This is a genomic window from Butyrivibrio sp. INlla18 (assembly GCF_900103635.1).
Classification (GTDB): domain Bacteria; phylum Bacillota; class Clostridia; order Lachnospirales; family Lachnospiraceae; genus Butyrivibrio.
The window spans coordinates 158396-175173 of sequence record NZ_FMXK01000003.1 but is presented as its reverse complement, the minus strand read 5'-3'; the positions used below and the strand labels follow the sequence as shown (position 1 = coordinate 175173).

Sequence of the window (16778 nt, the reverse complement as noted above, 5' to 3'; positions counted from 1 at the left end):
CAAATTTTGGAACAGAACTAAAAAATACTCCAACGAAAATACGCGTTTTTCCAGAATTTGGAACGCCAAAAGCCTTGATATTACTGTTTTTTCCAAACTTTGGAATTTTCAAAAATCAGCCAAAAATGAGTGTAAAATTTCCACAGGGGAGGATTTCGATTTTTTCCAATTTTGGAACGCCGGAGGTCTTGAAAACAGAGACTTTTCCAAAATCTGGAATTTTTTCCAAATTTGGAAAAACCAGAGAAAAAAGATAACAGGATACGCGGAAAGTTGCAGGTCACTTTCCGCCATTACCATGCATTCTTAATGCATGGGTTAGGGCTCTGCCCTATAACCCGGATTCACAACAAAGTGGCATTTCAAATATCATTTATCTCAGACTGCAAATCCACACCGACTTTATAGCAATTCGTCACAAAACAAAAGTGACGTCAAAACGACGCCACCTTAGCTTTCACATTGACGTCAAAATGACGTCTCGTGATATATACACTACTCCCTGCCTATAATTTCCAGATACTCCACCGGAACATGCTTCGTAAGCCATACTCCATTTACCGACAGATAAAATTCCGTTCCCGCCTGAGCCATCTCCCCAGCACGAATCTGGAATACCACCGGCTTACCATGTCTGCTTCCGACTTTGACCGCGGTATCATAGTCCTTTGAGAGATGGACATAAAGCCTGGATTTTGGAACCAGTCCCTGATTCATAATAGAATCCACATACTTTTCACCGGTTCCATGGTACAGGATTTCAGGTGGCTCTTTTTTCTCAAGTTCCACGTCCACCGGAATGGAGTGTCCCTGATTTGCTCTGATCAGGGTCTTGTCTTCATTGAAAGAATATCTCTGCTTCTCGTCATCTGCCACAATTTTCTGCAATAGCTGCATATCAATGGCAGTCCCGGCATGATTCATACCATCAAGTAATTCCTTTACATCCGCCCATCCATGCTCATCAAGTGTAATTCCAACTACTTCCGGCTTGTGCCTTAAGATCAGACTTATAAATTTGCTTGTCTCTTTTTCGCTCATATCATATCCTTATTCATTTCAGTCTTCGCGCACTGAATCCTCATCAAATATGCGATCAAGCTCGCCATTGCTCGTTATTGCGCGGACTTTATTCCTGATTTCAAGTTTTGACAAGTCCAGCCTGTAAAAATGATTTTTTCCATCTACACCTGTCTTTTTTCTGATCAGCTGTATTCGTCCGAACTTATCCCAATGTTTCTCGGCAAACTCTGCCAATCCCACTGCTTTAGGGCAGTTATCCTTGCGGCTGTCATCATGAGGCTCCAGTATATCAAAAACATATCCGTTTTCATCAGCTCTGACCGCTATAATATCCGGATACATTGGCCTATAAACACCATCTGCTTTATATGGTATCTCAAGTGCCCATTTCTTACGGTCTACATTTCTCAGCCAGCATATAATTCCGTTTTCAAGCTCTTCCCGAATAACGCCGTCCTCCCAGTTATTCAATGATGTCTCGAATACCCCATCATGTCCTATATACATATGTCTATCATACCTGACAGCATCATCTGTTTTCGAAAAGTCTATGGACTGGGGCAATTGCCACGGTATAGCAATCGGATTTGCTGAAGAAGAAGTAAGTCTTGAATATACCTGTTTACGATTTTCCGGGAGAGCGGATATTTTCCTTTTCTTGGCTTCATACATATCAACAAAGAGTTTATCTGCATATGCAGATATTCTTTCCCTGAAATCAGTTGATTGTGCCAGAACTATAACTTCTATCTGTACATCATTCTTTTCTTTTTGAGCATTTTTTACCCAATAGACAGTATTCAAGCCTTCGCCAAGCATCTTACCTGCCTGATCAAAATGCCTTTGAATGTCAAAATCTGTAACCTGCACCTGCTCTGTAGCATCATCATACGTATATGCATTATCTCCATAGTCAAAAGTAAATGTTCCCATAGAGAATCCGGTAATAGCCTCAGCCTTCTTATCAAAATCTCCTGAAGCTTTCAAATCCTGAATTTCCTCAGACATTTTTGACACAATGGCATTCTGCGTATTGTCCAGAGCATTCAGATCCACTCCATCCATAGTCAATGCTCTGGAAAGCTGCACCGCCAGTTTAAGCGGAGGTTGTTTGCGGACAGAATCAATATTGTAGGTAATCAGATCTTTCATTGCAGAAAAAACATCTTCATATTCAGTATTTCTCTGCAATGTTACAAATTCCCTTTGTGTCCCTACTTCTGTAGAACCAGCAGAATCATTTTCACGAAGTGCCTTTATAACTTCCTTTACGGTATTCTCGTTAAAGTAAGGAAGGAAGAGACTGACATTATTAAGCTCAGCATCATTCATTATTCTACGGGCGAGAGGTGTTCTGATCATACGACCAAGAAGCTGTGCAATATAGGTATAATCCTGCGCAGAGCGAAATGACATCATTGTCTCAGCACGTGGACAGTCCCATCCAGTCGAAAGATTCATTTTGAAGAATACAACCTTGATATCATGATCATCTTCAATTCTTGATGCATCTATCTGCCTGATTTCAACGCCATGATAATTCAATGTGCCTCTGTCATTAAATGTATGCACTATCTCTCCCGGAAGCATCTGGCGTCCGAGAGCATCGCATACATAGCCGACACAGGCATCCATATCGGTCTGAGTCACTTCACGATCATTTCCATCTTCGACCTGAATTACAAGAATAGGATTGACCGCATTTTCTCCTTCCTGAGCACAGTAATTCTCCCAATGTTCGCACTTTTGCTTCCAATTCTCTATTGCACTTTTAAGTACTGACATATTAGCAAGCAGTTCCATCTCAGGATAATGGATAATAATCTTATCCTTCAAAAGTCCTGACTCCCTGACATCCTCTGCCGAAACAACTACCTTCTGGATTGTAGTAGAATCCATTCCTTCAATCAAGGTATTAAACCTTTGCGGGGTAGCCGTAACGCCTATTACAAGTGGCATCACACACAGACCATCTTCAGGACTTCCTTTTATAAATTTCTGCATGATTGTCTGAGCTTTTTTATTTTCACGTTCACTGGTCTGGGTCCCGCGATGTGCCTCATCTATGATCATATAGAGCTTATCCGGAAACCTTTTTGCAGTATTGGTAATCGTCTCCCAAATGGAATATGACCTTTTATCTGAGACAGCAGTAAGTAATTTATCCGAACCAAGCTTTTGAGTATTCAAAAAATAAATATGTCCTGCCTCGAGACTTTCGGCACTGAAATTTGCATCAATTGTAACAAGGTCACGCACTTTGAGTTTATCTGACTGGCTCTCAATCTTAAGCCTTGTCTGCACATTCAGCTCCGGGGAATCAGAAAGCCATATAAAAATCGAATCAGGTTCCGCTGTTCTGTCTGCATTGCCATATAATATTTCTTCAAACAGCGCAGTCATAATAACTGTCTTTCCGGCACCTGTTGGTGCAGAAAAAGAAATAGCCTGCGGATCCGAATCGCTCCACATCATGTGTGCCTTGTCAATTTTTCTATTCAGCTCATCCAAAGCCTGTTCCTGAAATGGAAATAATTCTACTCTCATGTTCTTGCTCTCCTGCCTCCAATAACGAAATTATCAATATAATCCCGATAAAGCTGATATGTATTCTTTATCCCGATATCCTCTGACATATCATGAAATGCGCTTTCTGAATTTGTGACAAAAAATACCATTTCAATAGAATCATACTTTTTTACTTCACTGGCAAATGCAGCGTATGCAGATTCCTTGACCAGTACTGCGAAGCAATTCTCGGGAAGTATAAGCATATCCGGCTCTTCAGTTACCACTTCAGGACGCTTGCCTATTGCACCTGCTTTCATCCAAAGCATAGGAAGTATTTCCTTAAACTGCGTTCCAAGCGACACTTGATCACGGTCGAGGAAGTCCAGTTTAAAATACTCGCAATTACTCTTAAAGCCTTGTGCCATAGGACGATTGTTATTTTCTTCATCAAATGCAAAATATTTGCCCGGAATATCTGAACCATCAGGACGTTTTCCGGTTATAGTAGCTACAGTACGAGGCCATGTTACAGAGCGACATATGCCATGTTTTTCCCATTCTATACTTCCCGGAACCATACCTGCTTTTGTAAATGCCCTATATTGCTTCTTTGAGATTTCATTATTGGTAACAATAATGCACCTTCTATTACCGCCATCCTGATCATTAAGCAAGTTCACAGCATTAAGCGTAGTCCCGCTTCCTGCAAAAAAATCCAGAATCAGTGAATTTTCATCAGTGCAAGCTCTAAGCACTTCAGTAATCAGAGTTAATGGCTTAGGATATGGAAATTCTTTGCTCCCAAAAATAGAATCAATCTGACCTGAGCCTTTAGTCGTGTAAAACTCCTTCTCATTCCATATAGTAGGAATATCACTTCCTTCGCTTTCATATGCATCCAATATATAGGTGCCGTTTATCTTATCACGTCCTTTGGGTACAATCTCTCCGCTGTTAATCTTCTTTATTATTCCTGCTGATAAATATTGAATCCCAAACTCATTTGAGTTTTTACCCGGAGTCTGTTTTATAACATTAATATGCCCCTTTTTAACATCACCAAGAAACCTTGTAGGAATAAGCCTCCATACGCATTGTAATCCTTTTTGACTGATCGGCCACACTGCCGTGGCACCATCAGGAACTTCATCCGTGTGATAGACAAAATCTGCCAAATCACCTTTGTAAGTTCCATCTTCCACTAACTCTTGTAAAGATTTCCCACATCCTATTATTTTTCCTGTTTTTTTCTCGACAAAGATGGGATAAACCTGATTAGGTCGTTCCTCTTGAGAAAAAGTCGCCAACGTCATGCCATGAAAAGGTGCGTTTTTCTTTCCACCAACAAAATCCATTGCCTTACCACTAAAATTTAATGGAGTAACAAACACAAGATATTCCTGCAAATAATTAAATCCCCCGGATGGTTTACCGCCAGAAGTCTGTACTGTGACAGTGACTATCTGCCTTTCTGGAAATAGTTCTTCACAGAGAAGCACTAATCGGTTTAATTCCTGATATCCAATACTAATTATAAGAACTCCAGCATTCGTCAATAATCTCTGTGCCAGAACCAATCTTTTCTTCATCATGGACAACCACATACTATGTGCCCATCGATCATTGGAATCAACAAAGGCATCATTGTATTTCCATTCATCATGATCTGTATTATATGGCGGATCAATATAGATACAGTCAACCTGATTAGCACAGACATACTCTAATAGCTGAAGTGCATGATAATTATCTGCCTGAATGAGGGTATGCCACAGGCTATTTTCCGGAGCATTCTCAACCCTGTCAATCGGAGTCAACGTAGGAAAAATGGGTTCACCAAATTCAGCAGTAACAACAAGCTCATCAAGATTGATCACCTCATTCTCACCACTGATCTTATTTCTGCATACTGCCTCTGTATCAGTTTTTTTCAAAACGACGTATGTATCTCCGATACTACCCTTTCTGGCAACCGTGCTGCCACGTTTAATTGGCAGACCGTAAAGAGGCGTGCATTCCGGTAAGTGTTCTTCAAATACAAGTCCAAATTTTTTATGTTCTGTAAGTCGTTCAACTTCCTGTTCAAGTCTTGCTCTAAGTGCCGGATCATTTACCTGTCTTATTAATTCATGTATTGCAGCCATTATTTTCCCTCTTTTTTATCCTTCATATTTGCCCAGGACTTGCCAAAGAGCCTGTGAGACTCCGACAAAGTGATTACTCTGGCATGTTCTATGATTTGTTCCAAAGCGTCTGATAAGCCATCTGTACTGTCAAGTACTATAAACGCTTGCTTTTTTGATGTTTCATAAAGTTGGAAGAGCTTTTCATAATATGCTCTGTTAATGCGCCTGATGATATTGGAATCATGTACGAGAACCGGAAGCATGGAATTCTTGAGTATAGCAAGATCATATAGAACCAATCCTTTGAAAGCTGCGCTCTCACTGGTGTTGCCATATGTGCCGAAATAAATCGTCTTGTCTTTTCCAATTCCCATCGTAGGTGCATTTTCATTATCTTCGGTCACAAGCATATTATAGCTTTCCATTGCAGAATTGATAATTTTCTGCATTTTCCTTATCAGCTTCCATTCGCGTTCAATCAATTCTGCCATTTTGTCTTCAGCTTGTTCTACTTCTTCCTGTTGAGCCTTAGCGTTTTGCAGCTTATCAAGTTCATCCTGTTTTTTATCGATTTCTCTGGAAATGCTGACTGCCTGCGAGATAATCTTGCCTGCCATTTCGGTAGTATAACCGGCTTCATCAATCCTTCGCTGTAAATCCGCTATCTCTTTATCACACTGATCAATGAGTTGCTGCAATTTATCTGCTTCTTGGCTCGCTTCATCAGCAAGGATTTCACGGATTCTGATATGGAAATGCTGGATATCATCAAGAGCCTTAACATTAACACCTGGAAAGAATTCTTTTAAATCTTCCAGATCCTGCTCTACTACCTCATTACAAAACTGCTCATTTCCTGCAAGGATAGCTTCCTTCTTTGCTACATATTCATTTCTTTTTTGAACAAGCTGACGGAGTTCTTTCTGAAGCCTTGCTGCTTTCTCAGCAGATGATGTGTTAAGTCCCAAAAGAACAAGCCTCTCATCATCTTTATTCTGCATAAGCCTCTTCTGTCGCTTTTTCAAGGTCGTTATCGCTTCGTTCAAACTATCAATATCTGCCTCTGATATTGTCTTCGTCTCAGTTTTCTTAAATTCTGACTCCTTGACTCCAAGTGCCTGTTCCATGGCATGCACATTGTTCAGTATGTTGTTATCACCAAAAAGCCTTAGCAGAAAATCGACCGCCTCATCATCCTTACCTTTGGATTTTGACAAATGCGGGTAGCGTTCCTGAACATTATCTTTACCATAGATTCTGAAATGATGCTCCATACAAGCCACTATATCTGCTCCATCGGATACAAGCCCATACTTTTCAGAAATCAACTGTCTATATTTTCGAATGGGCATTTCTTCAATCAGATTGCCTTTTATATCACATCGGCAGACATAATTAAGCCTCGAAGTATCTCTGTAAAAATAGTAATCGTCATCCCAATGAAAGGTAAAATACACCACATGATCCTGGACATGATTCCTGATATCAGTGTCGGAAGCCATATATATTTCACCGCCGAAGCAGAATTCTATCAGCTGTAAAAATATCGTCTTTCCCAGTGCGCTGCTCCCATTAGATGTACCCAAAACGATATTAAGTCCCTGACGAAATTTAACAGTATGGAATTCCGCATCCAATACGTCACATTTGATTTCCGTCAACATAATAAAGTTTTTTCTCCTCCTCATCTATCTCAATTCGTCCAAGCGCATACAGAGAATCCAAGGCACTTATAAAGTTCTCAAAATTACAATCTATATTCATCTCCTGATAAAGATCGTTTACTGTCATACTCTTTTCCTGAAGGATATTCAGTATCTTCGGAAACAACGGGAAAATACTCTTTGAATACATTACTGACTTACCCGGCAGATTCATCCGAACACCTCACATCGCTGAACAAAATAGGAAACAAGAATTCTGCTTGCCTCACGGCTGATTCTTCCAGTCTGTTCATAAATCAGTTCTACAAGCGTATTATAAACATCGCTTTGCGATGCAGTTTCATCCCTGTCCTCATACATTCTTTTAATCACTTTTTCAAAAGTCCTGACATTCAATCTCCCTGCAGCAGCTTCAGCTGCAATAATTGCATCAACATCGCTATAGCAATCATTTACATCGTGAAGTATGCTTCGTCGCAGCTGTGCATCCGACACTTTCTGTTCGACTGTAATCGGATTCATCCTACTGGGAGTAAGTGTACTCATATCCATCTTACTGACAGCGCGAATGACAAGTCTTACGTCGTCACCAAGATGATTTTCCGACATTCTGCTGCGCGTTACCATATTTGTCTTAAGCTGTTGTTTTATATTCTTGTATTCCTCAATCTGTGTTTTTGATGCATTCATGATTTTTACAGAACAGCCTATACAAACAAGAAATGAAGTACCATCTGAACAGACCGCTTTAGTGATATTATCCTTTTCAAGAGGCTTGCCACACACAACACAGTTTCCGCCTTCCTGAACAATCATATTGACTGCCTCAGCATCATTTATTACCTGGCCGATCGCATCAAGGCAATCCAGTGAATATGTTTCAACAAAGTTAATCCGTGGCCATTTTTTCTCTGCTTCGTCTACATAACCGGATGTAATTTCCTTCACAATGCTCTGCCTGTTAAGGTTATCCGTATGACGTACAACATACAAAAGAATTCCTGCCAGAAACTCCGAGAATACAATATCTGTCTTTTCAAGTATTTCCCCACATTTCAGTCCGTTTATAAATTCTATAACAGTGTCTTTATCAATGTCGGAGTCTTTAATTATCTGCTTTAAGGCACAAACTATTCCGTTCCACTTATTTCTGTCCAACATTGGAACAACATGCTCATTAAAGCGAAGTGCAACCTCAGTCGGAGTCATCTCGTCATAATTAATTCGTATGAAAGTATCAAGATTTCTGGCTCCCCTAAAAACGGCAGAAATTGCAGAATCATCATCATTCATATCAAAATCAGGCTGAATAGCTTTAAAAACCTCGGTTCCAAATTCTTTCTGAAGTATCCTGGACGATTTACACCGCTTCAGTACTGTCAGTAATGTACCGGCACATAATTCCATCACCTATCACCGTCCATTTCATCACTCACGTAATCGACTAAATCCCCAATATTAACATCCAGTGCCTTACATATGCGTCCCAGGACTTCCATACTGACCGGTCTTCCTTTGCTCATTTTAGCCATAGTAGTTCCTGTAATCTGCGTAAGTTCCATAAGTTTTTTTCTGTTCATGTTTTTATCAATCAGTATCTTCCATAACTTGTTATAACTGAAGAGCATTTTGTCCTCCTACAGCACGAGCATCTCTGTAGCCCCATATGTCATGACTATAGGTCACGCATCATGTATATTTTACCGTTTCGCCCTATAAAATTCAACATATATAGATAAAAAGTAAGCGTTCGCTTATTTCTGCCCAGAATTTTACCACTTTTTTCTTACTGTGTTTTCTGTAGCATTATCCCTCGCAAACATAAACTAAAATCAAGAACCGGTTCTTAGACAGACGAACAGTAAGAAGCATAACAGCAATCTTCATATCAAAATTCTAAACGAGGAGGTGATATAATGAAAAAAGTAAAGCGCAAAGCAATTATAGATGACGGCATGAACCCGGAGCTTGTCCGCGGAGCAAAATTTGATGGACTACTGGAAATTCCGATCATTGAAGCTCCCAGGCACATCGTAATTCCGCAAGGTATCACACCATTTTCAGCAAGAAATCATACAGGAATCAATTATAGTGAATTCCTTGGTTTCAACGAGATGGATGTAAATTTCGCTGAAGTTCTGATCAATCCGGAAGGGTATGTTGATGACTTCGGACGTTTTGACGGATTGTTTTCTCCGGATGCCTCGCTATACAGAGACGCTCCACTGGCTGTACAGATAGCAAATGTGTATCGCAACAGGGCAATCGGTAGCTTTTATCAGCGGCGCGGTCTCTATGTCATTCCACAGATTCGCTGGGGCAATGAGCTGACTTATACAACAAAGGTACTCCCGGAAAAAGTTGCTTTTCTTGGAGCAGAGAAACACAGCATCGTTGCAATCGGCACTTATGGCTGCATAAGCGGCAAGGAAAACAAATTCTACTTTGAAGCCGGTCTCGAAGCAATGCTTTCAGAGCTTGAGCCTCAGGTTGTAATTGTCTATGGTCCAATGCCTTTAAAGATTTTCGAACCATATCTCAAAGCAACCAGATTTGTTCAGTTTGATGACTGGACCTCTCGTAAGAAGGGAGGTACAGACTGATGGGAAGCGGAGCAAGTGGAAAATATACCGGAACAAGCAGTCAGTCACAGCCATATGCGCCCTCTTATCATGTAGAACCTAAGATGCATCAGAGTGATATTGATAAAGGAATCTACCATGACGGTAAATACGATAAGAATCCGACCGCAAAAAATCTCAATGAAATGATCAACGGAAATTATATTGGCAACAAGAACACAAACGTTGATATGCCTTATGTAATTGACATGCATGGAAACATAATCATTGGGTCAAGAAATGGCAATGGAAAAAACGGTCTTGCTACGCCACACCCCACATTGATTGGCGGAAAAGACCCTGAAGTGCAAATGGCAGGTATGCTGCACATTCATGGAGGCAAAATTGCCTCTTATGACAATATTAGCGGTCACTTCAAGCCTAACTCAAAATCGATGACTGTTGCTGATGAAGCCTTTGGAAAACTTTCACCGAGATTATTCAAAAAGAAAGGGCATTAACGATGGAAAATACGATATCTTCAATAACAAAATATCTGATGGACTGCGACTTCTTCTCCGATGAATTCGATCCGGATGGAAATGAAGAGCACCTTGAAACTGCCGAAAAATTACTCCATGATTATCCATGGAAAGATATTTACGCAGAATGGCGCCGCTATTTACATGAAGAATGCAAAACGCCGGAGGCGGTCATAAACTTCGCAAATCTCTTCATGTATTACGATGGTGCAGATAATTTCATTCCTGACCCTTTGGCATTTATCGGATATCTTTATTCCATGGTTGATATGGATAAATACTGGGATAAGGCAGGTGAAACATTTGACAGCTTATCATGCGAAATAATGACGAAAGCAGGTCTGGCTGATCTTACGGAAGACCCTTTTTACAGAGCCAAGGATGATCCAAGAGTTATTGATGAAATTAAAAAATTCAAAAGTCAGATATGCAATCAATAAAAACAATCAAAAAAGAAATAATTGTATGAAAATCAATGAACAAAGATTTAGACTTGAAGAAAACAACTGAATACATATTTTCCCTGGACTGGGACAAAGACTTTACCGACAAGGAATTGGATGATCTGGATCAGCTTGTCGAAGACCTCATTACCAAGTATGGGTGGAACGATGTTTATCAGGCATGGTGCGAATATCTTCACAAGAATTGCAAGGACGATTGGTCTGTTGTGAATTTTGCCTTACATTTCTTTGATTATGCCCACGACAGATATATACCTGATCCTGTTCACTTCATAGCCTACCTCTACTATAGAGTTGACACCAAAACGAATTCCAGGGCGTTTGATATCTTCGATTCTTTGGCTATTACAATACTTCCTAATGCAGGTCTTCTTGACATGACAGAAGAATCAAATTACGCTGCGGAAACCGACCCCAGAATTCAGTCAGAGATAGAAGCTATAAGAAAGCAGGAAGGAAAATAAGTTTATTGAACTGCAAACACAACTATGCGGAGGTGAAGAAAATGCAAAAGCCAGAAATACTTGCAGACGGAACATGTGTTTATCAAGATGATAACGGAAACGACATTCTCAAACTCAAAGACTATCCTGTTTACGACAAAGACAGCGGTGAACTCATCGGGTATGAGACAGTTATGGCTACTTCTCCGGAAACAGAAAACAAATGAATAGTAACTATGTATAGGTCACCGGGGAACACCTCGGTGACCTATATTTGAATCCGGACTCTCAATATCAAAAGTGGTAAATCAGTGGTAAAAACGATATTACTGTTCCCATAATACCTTGCAAATACTGAAGCTTCAGCCTTCGGTTAGCATCCTGCCGTGGCAGACGAATAAAATTCTTATCATCCCTGTATTCTCCTATCTTTTTCTCATCCTTTCATAGGTCTTCAATTAAAAATGGCAACATGTATATTGGATATAATTTCAGCATTTCACTATTGCCTAAATCTTTTTGTGATAACAATATTTCCTTCGAAACATGCTTAGAATATTTTTTCTGAAATTCTGTGATTGATTCATGCTTACCGATTCCAGATGACTTAACTTCAATCGAAACTATCTTTGTTTTCGAAGCAAGCAAAAAGTCAACCTCATAGTAGTGGGAACTGTTTTCTTTCTCCCATGTGTGATAATAAAGGTCTATATCCGATCCGACAATTATCTGAGCAACTGCATTTTCGTATAAATATCCCAAATCTGCAGGAAGTGAATCGCTCAACAATTTCGTATAAATATTTTCATCTGTCTTTCCCGATGATCTGAAAATCATGGTAGTAAATAACCCTGTATCAGCCAAATAGAGTTTGAAGGTATCATCATCTCTCGTTTGAGGTAAAGCAACGCTCGGATTAAGGACATTATGGCATGATAATACCGTCTTTGAATCCAGCAAATCATGTAAACGCTCTAAATCTTTATCGATCTTTTTTTTGCCTGTAGCTGCCGAAATAACATAGCTTCTTTTATCCGTTGCCAACTGCGTCGGAACAGAATCATACATTCTTCCAATCAGTCCAGTATCATCAATCTTAAAGAAATCGTCTTTATACAAATCTATGATTTCTCTCTTTACTTCATCGATTTCTGTAAAATTCCTGCCTTCCACATAAGCTTCTACAGCCTGAGGCATTCCACCTACCGCCATATAGATTCTAAAATCCCGCATCAGCTTTCTGTTTAAAGAATTTCCAACCGGTTTCCCAAGCTTATATAAATCCCGCAATACGCCATAGGTATCATTTCCGATGGCCCACATAAATTCTTCATAGTCCATCGGATATATCTGTATTTTCATCTCCTCAGATGGAAGCACTATATCCTTGACATTCTTTTTTATACTAATTAGAGAACCGGTCTCAATATAGTCATATCTTCCGTCCGCAACCAGGTACTTTATAGCTTGGCGCACTTTAGGCATAAGCTGGATCTCGTCAAATATAATAACGGATTCTCTTTTATACAACGTTATCCCTGTTGCAGTTTGCAATCTAAGAAAAAAAATATCCAAATTTGCTATGTCATCGAACACATCAAGAACATCCTGCGTTATGTTAGCAAAATCCACTTTTATATATGACCTATACTCTTGCTTTGCAAATTCTTCGGCAATTGTCGATTTTCCAACACGCCTGGCCCCTTCCAGAAGCACAGAATACTTTGGTGCCTTTTTTTCTTTCCAATATTTTAGCTTTTCTAAAGCTTTTCTCTTAAACATACTATCTCCTCAAAACAACATGGTTCCATTTCTTCAAACTCATAAATGGATTATAGTACCATTTCTTCAATATTTCAAGGTCGTTATTCCGTTTCTTCAAGATTTATTTCTGCTTTTAGTACCGTTTCTTCCAAGTCACTACCAAAAAGCACCCTGCATCACGCAGAGTGCTCTTATCATTCATCAGGTAGTCCACCTTCAAAAGGTGTAAGCAAGGTATAAATCAGATACCACTCTGCCCATAAATGGCTTATTTCCGCCATTCTTTGCTTTGGCATTAAATCCTGCCGTGGCAGACGAAAAGTATATTTATCATAGAAAATGGCTCCTTATTATCTCTCATACGTCAAAAGTAGTAAAAAAGTAGTACGGCAGATTTTCCATTTTATCAATTATTTATCCATATTTCATTTATTTATTGATCGTTATAATGATACTATATTGTTATGAGAGTAGCGAAAAATAGGTCAATTGTAAAGACAAGGAAGTATTATGATTCATTTTGATGATCTACCATTATCCAAAGATATCTTAGCTGCTTTAAATGAATTGAAAATAGATTATGTCTTTCAGCCCATATTTTTCCCAGATGGAAAGACTGTCTATGCGTGGGAAGCACTTATGAGGCCCCACGATATGGATGTAACTGAACTTATATCGGAATATGAAAAGCAGGACAAATTACATGTATTAGAGGTTGCTACTTTATTTGGTGCAACTCAAGCATATTTTATCAGGGGATATAAGGAATACTTATCGATTAATAAATTTCCCAGTGAATTGTTTAGTAAAGAGGAAGTTGATGCTTTTATTTCGTACTATGGTGGACATAAGAATGCAATGATTTTGGAGTCACTGGAATACCCTTATTTATCAGTAGAAATTGCGCAGATAAAAAGAAAATATGCAGATATTAATAATAACCTGATTGCCATAGATGATTTTGGTACAGGCATTAATAATTTTGATGTGATCGATGCTGCTAACCCTGATATTGTAAAGATAGATCGGACATTACTGACCGGTATTGATAAAGATACGTACAGACAGGAACAATTGCGCGAAATGATCGATACATTTCATGCAAGAAAAATTAGCGTGGTGGCAGAAGGAATCGAGACCGAAGGCGAGTTTGAAACAATGAAGGAATTAGGAGCAGATTTTTTCCAAGGGTACTATTTGAAAAGACCATCGTAAAGGGGTGAGTATTGGTGAACATTAATAGAGAGCATTAAAATCCCTATTGTCATCATCAAAGAAAATTGTGGTAAATCCCATTTCAGATGGAATCTTCAAATTGGATGCTGTATTATCAACAAACACGCATTCTTCAGCTTTTAGTCCTGACTGCTTTAAGGCTTCCTCAAAGATTTTTCTTTCAGATTTTCTGCTATGAACATCTGCTGAAATTATAACAACATCAAACAATTCCTTAAGTACCGTGTTATTGACAATGGTATTTATTCTGTCGGCCTTATTGTCAGTTATCATTCCAATGAGATAATCACTATGCTTTTCTTTTATATAATCAAGCAATTTCTCATCGATAGTAACATTCATAAATGCCTCTTCAAGCACATGATAATCTATCGTCTTACCTATATCAGCGCAAAACTGTTCCCACATATCTCTATGGGTAATATTGCCATAGAGCAAATCATCATTATGCTTGTAATACGCATTTTCAACAACTTCAATTGGAATATTTGCCTCTTTTGAAATATAAGAAATTATTGTTGGTGAGCCCTGCTTTTCAATTGTGATGACACCATCAAAATCAAAAAACAGACCTTTTATTTTCTGCTGTCTGTCCATATATTTCACCTTATCATTGTCTTTCAATAATGAAGTTTATCACAAAAAGAATCTATCTTCCCATCATTATCCGCATTAACCCTGGTCTTTGGATCAATAAGTATGAGCTCGGCTTCAAACTTTTCCCCCCCAACCTGCTTTTTGATCCTGTCAAAAGCCTTTTCTGCGCCGTTTCCACTCTGGCAGGCAAACACTGCAATCTTCTTTTCTCTTAGCACATCTTTTTGCTCGTTTATAAATGTCCAGATTGGAGGTGCAGGTCGGCTAGCCCAAACAGGAAAGCCAATAATGACCTCATCATACTTGGAGGCATCAAATTCGTAAGACTTAAGTACTGGCATCTCGCCCATCACTGCACTTTTTCCACCCCACAGGAATTTCTTTGCGCCCTTGTCAGGATAAGCCTTGTCGGGCTCAATTCGTATAACATCTGCGCCAAGCTTTTTAGCTATGTGCTCAGCTACCATCTCACTATTTCCAAGCATTGAATAATAAACAACCGCTGTACTCATATCATTTCTCCTTCATGATCTTTTTGGCCTTACTGCACCATTTTAAATAGGCCTCATAAGTCTCAATTCCAAACAAAACTGTCAAATAGTAATGAACATGGTCCTCCTTATCAAGAACCTTCTCCAGATTTCCCTTATAAAACTTAAGGACTTCCAGATTCTCTTTTACCTGTTGCTCAAAAATCTCAATATTTCGAATCGTCACGCTTCTATCTTGTATGCCGCCGAAATACATTTTTAAAAGAGTCTCGTATTTAAGGTCGTTCGTGGCCTTTTCATCATTTATCCACGCCTTGAGGGTCTCTTTTCCATCCTTGGTGATCTGATAAACTATTTTTTCGCGGCCGCTACTCTTATCCGATGTCTTTCGCTTTACAAGTCCCTGTTTTTCCATTTCGCCAAGAGCTGGATAAATGCTTCCAAAGCTCCCTTTCCAGAAAAAAGAGATTGCGCCATCGATCTGTTTTTTAATATCGTACCCTGTCAGATCTTCGTGTGCTAAAAGACCCAGTATCACAACGTCTATCTTTCTATCTTTTGCCATCTTTTCACCTTTTCCATGTCCATTTATACTTTAGAGCCTTTTTGGGGCATCCATCAACGCAGGCTCCGCACTGTATGCATTCCGTATTCTTTGAGATGCTGTTAGCTTGGACCATTTCTCTAACATCAAGTCCCATAGAACAAGCCTTATTGCAAAGGCCACATTTGACACATTTTTCTGTGTCAGCCTCTATATGAAGCTGAGGAAGGTGCAGCCACCTGCCGACTGTACTTCCGATCACCATAAACGGCGCCATCCAGCAAATATAGTGGCAAGCCGCCCTTCGTCCATGAATAATTGATGGCATAACTAGCAGCATGATCACCGCGTAGTACACAACATAATTAGTTATGCCCGAAACAGAAATACCATGATCTGTCATATAGAATGGATTAATTCTAACATCATTTTTCCCACAGATAAATGATGCGATCACTGCAATTATCCACACTGTCCAGATAACATATTTTATCTTGTCTCTATTTTTTTGCTTGGCTGGGTTGTCATTTACTCTCATGGCGCATTCTTGAAGTCCTCCAGCTGGACAAAAATATCCGCACCATGCCCTTCCCAAAAACATTGATAGCACAAGCATCAAGCAAAAAACAATAAAGCTACCATTTATGATATGCTCCATAGCTGCATTGATGATCAGATATGGAGAAAAATACCAAATGGTAATAGGAAATAACAGAAAAGAAATAAGTAATAGGCACTTTCTTACTTTTTGTCTCATGATTTTATACTCCTCTTGTCAAAGTAATATATCAAAATGATATATATCATTTTGA

General features: G+C 39.3%; 18 protein-coding genes. 6 read left to right on the top strand and 12 right to left on the bottom strand.

Annotated elements, in window-relative coordinates:
* Positions 1-495: 495 nt before the first annotated feature.
* Genes BLS24_RS00830 through BLS24_RS00800 form a run of 7 tightly spaced genes read right to left on the bottom strand, consistent with a single transcriptional unit; the run spans position 496 to position 8952 of the window.
* Positions 496-1041 carry an RNA 2'-phosphotransferase gene (locus BLS24_RS00830; RefSeq protein WP_091755227.1) on the bottom strand — a complete coding sequence of 182 codons (546 nt, stop codon included), beginning with the start codon at positions 1039-1041 and terminating at the stop codon, positions 496-498.
* A gap of 18 nt (positions 1042-1059) precedes the next feature.
* Positions 1060-3570, bottom strand: coding sequence for a DEAD/DEAH box helicase (locus tag BLS24_RS00825; protein WP_091755226.1), 2511 nt, complete (start codon positions 3568-3570; stop codon positions 1060-1062).
* Complete coding sequence (locus BLS24_RS00820) at positions 3567-5678, bottom strand: site-specific DNA-methyltransferase (protein ID WP_091755225.1); 2112 nt, start codon at positions 5676-5678, stop codon at positions 3567-3569. The genes BLS24_RS00825 and BLS24_RS00820 overlap by 4 nt, the downstream gene beginning before the upstream one ends.
* Positions 5678-7324, bottom strand: a complete 1647-nt coding sequence (locus tag BLS24_RS00815) for a DUF2326 domain-containing protein (protein ID WP_091755224.1) — start codon at positions 7322-7324, stop codon at positions 5678-5680. The genes BLS24_RS00820 and BLS24_RS00815 overlap by 1 nt, the downstream gene beginning before the upstream one ends.
* Positions 7302-7538, bottom strand: a complete 237-nt coding sequence (locus BLS24_RS00810; RefSeq protein WP_091755223.1) for an ABC-three component system middle component 7 — start codon at positions 7536-7538, stop codon at positions 7302-7304. Before BLS24_RS00810 ends, BLS24_RS00815 begins: the two co-directional genes overlap by 23 nt.
* The gene (locus BLS24_RS00805; protein WP_091755222.1) at positions 7535-8731 is read right to left on the bottom strand and encodes an ABC-three component system protein; all 1197 of its coding nucleotides are present in this window, start codon (positions 8729-8731) and stop codon (positions 7535-7537) included. Before BLS24_RS00805 ends, BLS24_RS00810 begins: the two co-directional genes overlap by 4 nt.
* On the bottom strand, positions 8731-8952 hold the full coding sequence (locus BLS24_RS00800; RefSeq protein WP_091755221.1) for a helix-turn-helix domain-containing protein: 222 nt from the start codon (positions 8950-8952) through the stop codon (positions 8731-8733). Before BLS24_RS00800 ends, BLS24_RS00805 begins: the two co-directional genes overlap by 1 nt.
* Positions 8953-9240: 288 nt before the next feature.
* On the opposite strand from BLS24_RS00800, the gene BLS24_RS00795 reads away from it, so the two are divergent.
* The 5 genes from BLS24_RS00795 to BLS24_RS15170 are packed head-to-tail and all read left to right on the top strand — an operon-like array spanning position 9241 to position 11561.
* Positions 9241-9927: a DUF4417 domain-containing protein gene (locus BLS24_RS00795; protein WP_091755220.1), complete on the top strand. Its 687-nt coding sequence runs from the start codon at positions 9241-9243 to the stop codon at positions 9925-9927.
* The gene (locus BLS24_RS00790) at positions 9927-10406 is read left to right on the top strand and encodes a hypothetical protein (protein WP_091755219.1); all 480 of its coding nucleotides are present in this window, start codon (positions 9927-9929) and stop codon (positions 10404-10406) included. The genes BLS24_RS00795 and BLS24_RS00790 overlap by 1 nt, the downstream gene beginning before the upstream one ends.
* 2 nt (positions 10407-10408) lie before the next feature.
* Complete coding sequence (locus BLS24_RS00785) at positions 10409-10867, top strand: hypothetical protein (RefSeq protein WP_091755218.1); 459 nt, start codon at positions 10409-10411, stop codon at positions 10865-10867.
* Positions 10868-10902: 35 nt separating this feature from the next.
* Entirely contained in the window at positions 10903-11355 is a 453-nt protein-coding gene (locus tag BLS24_RS00780; protein WP_091755217.1) for a hypothetical protein, read from the top strand.
* A 41-nt stretch (positions 11356-11396) separates the two neighbouring features.
* Positions 11397-11561 carry a hypothetical protein gene (locus BLS24_RS15170; protein WP_176764293.1) on the top strand — a complete coding sequence of 55 codons (165 nt, stop codon included), beginning with the start codon at positions 11397-11399 and terminating at the stop codon, positions 11559-11561.
* A 217-nt stretch (positions 11562-11778) separates the two neighbouring features.
* Here BLS24_RS15170 and BLS24_RS00775 read toward each other — a convergent pair whose 3' ends face one another.
* Positions 11779-13116, bottom strand: a complete 1338-nt coding sequence (locus BLS24_RS00775) for an ATP-binding protein (RefSeq protein WP_091755216.1) — start codon at positions 13114-13116, stop codon at positions 11779-11781.
* A 492-nt stretch (positions 13117-13608) separates the two neighbouring features.
* On the opposite strand from BLS24_RS00775, the gene BLS24_RS00770 reads away from it, so the two are divergent.
* Positions 13609-14313 (top strand): EAL domain-containing protein, encoded by a 705-nt coding sequence (locus tag BLS24_RS00770; protein ID WP_091755215.1) that lies wholly within the window; start codon positions 13609-13611, stop codon positions 14311-14313.
* 21 nt (positions 14314-14334) lie between these two features.
* On the opposite strand, the gene BLS24_RS00765 is transcribed toward BLS24_RS00770, so the two are convergent.
* From BLS24_RS00765 to BLS24_RS00750, 4 genes are read right to left on the bottom strand one after another with little or no spacing between them, the layout of a single operon-like run.
* Positions 14335-14931, bottom strand: coding sequence for an HAD-IA family hydrolase (locus BLS24_RS00765; protein ID WP_091755214.1), 597 nt, complete (start codon positions 14929-14931; stop codon positions 14335-14337).
* Between the two features lie 23 nt (positions 14932-14954).
* Entirely contained in the window at positions 14955-15443 is a 489-nt protein-coding gene (locus tag BLS24_RS00760) for a flavodoxin family protein (protein WP_091755213.1), read from the bottom strand.
* A gap of 1 nt (position 15444) precedes the next feature.
* Positions 15445-15987: a PadR family transcriptional regulator gene (locus tag BLS24_RS00755; RefSeq protein WP_091755212.1), complete on the bottom strand. Its 543-nt coding sequence runs from the start codon at positions 15985-15987 to the stop codon at positions 15445-15447.
* 4 nt (positions 15988-15991) lie between these two features.
* Positions 15992-16723 (bottom strand): 4Fe-4S binding protein, encoded by a 732-nt coding sequence (locus BLS24_RS00750; RefSeq protein ID WP_242872196.1) that lies wholly within the window; start codon positions 16721-16723, stop codon positions 15992-15994.
* Between the last annotated feature and the right edge of the window lie 55 nt (positions 16724-16778).

Bases quoted from the DNA above. Each gene is read 5' to 3' on its own strand.
- BLS24_RS00750 (WP_242872196.1), bottom strand. From the start codon at position 16,723: ATGAGACAAAAAGTAAGAAAGTGCCTATTACTTATTTCTTTTCTGTTA.
- BLS24_RS00760 (WP_091755213.1), bottom strand. From the start codon at position 15,443: ATGAGTACAGCGGTTGTTTATTATTCAATGCTTGGAAATAGTGAGATG.
- BLS24_RS00765 (WP_091755214.1), bottom strand. From the start codon at position 14,931: ATGGACAGACAGCAGAAAATAAAAGGTCTGTTTTTTGATTTTGATGGT.
- BLS24_RS00820 (WP_091755225.1), bottom strand. From the start codon at position 5,678: ATGGCTGCAATACATGAATTAATAAGACAGGTAAATGATCCGGCACTT.
- BLS24_RS00770 (WP_091755215.1), top strand. From the start codon at position 13,609: ATGATTCATTTTGATGATCTACCATTATCCAAAGATATCTTAGCTGCT.
- BLS24_RS15170 (WP_176764293.1), top strand. From the start codon at position 11,397: ATGCAAAAGCCAGAAATACTTGCAGACGGAACATGTGTTTATCAAGAT.
- BLS24_RS00805 (WP_091755222.1), bottom strand. From the start codon at position 8,731: ATGGAATTATGTGCCGGTACATTACTGACAGTACTGAAGCGGTGTAAA.
- BLS24_RS00815 (WP_091755224.1), bottom strand. From the start codon at position 7,324: ATGTTGACGGAAATCAAATGTGACGTATTGGATGCGGAATTCCATACT.
- BLS24_RS00780 (WP_091755217.1), top strand. From the start codon at position 10,903: ATGAACAAAGATTTAGACTTGAAGAAAACAACTGAATACATATTTTCC.
- BLS24_RS00755 (WP_091755212.1), bottom strand. From the start codon at position 15,987: ATGGCAAAAGATAGAAAGATAGACGTTGTGATACTGGGTCTTTTAGCA.
- BLS24_RS00825 (WP_091755226.1), bottom strand. From the start codon at position 3,570: ATGAGAGTAGAATTATTTCCATTTCAGGAACAGGCTTTGGATGAGCTG.
- BLS24_RS00810 (WP_091755223.1), bottom strand. From the start codon at position 7,538: ATGAATCTGCCGGGTAAGTCAGTAATGTATTCAAAGAGTATTTTCCCG.
- BLS24_RS00790 (WP_091755219.1), top strand. From the start codon at position 9,927: ATGGGAAGCGGAGCAAGTGGAAAATATACCGGAACAAGCAGTCAGTCA.
- BLS24_RS00775 (WP_091755216.1), bottom strand. From the start codon at position 13,116: ATGTTTAAGAGAAAAGCTTTAGAAAAGCTAAAATATTGGAAAGAAAAA.
- BLS24_RS00795 (WP_091755220.1), top strand. From the start codon at position 9,241: ATGAAAAAAGTAAAGCGCAAAGCAATTATAGATGACGGCATGAACCCG.
- BLS24_RS00830 (WP_091755227.1), bottom strand. From the start codon at position 1,041: ATGAGCGAAAAAGAGACAAGCAAATTTATAAGTCTGATCTTAAGGCAC.
- BLS24_RS00785 (WP_091755218.1), top strand. From the start codon at position 10,409: ATGGAAAATACGATATCTTCAATAACAAAATATCTGATGGACTGCGAC.
- BLS24_RS00800 (WP_091755221.1), bottom strand. From the start codon at position 8,952: ATGCTCTTCAGTTATAACAAGTTATGGAAGATACTGATTGATAAAAAC.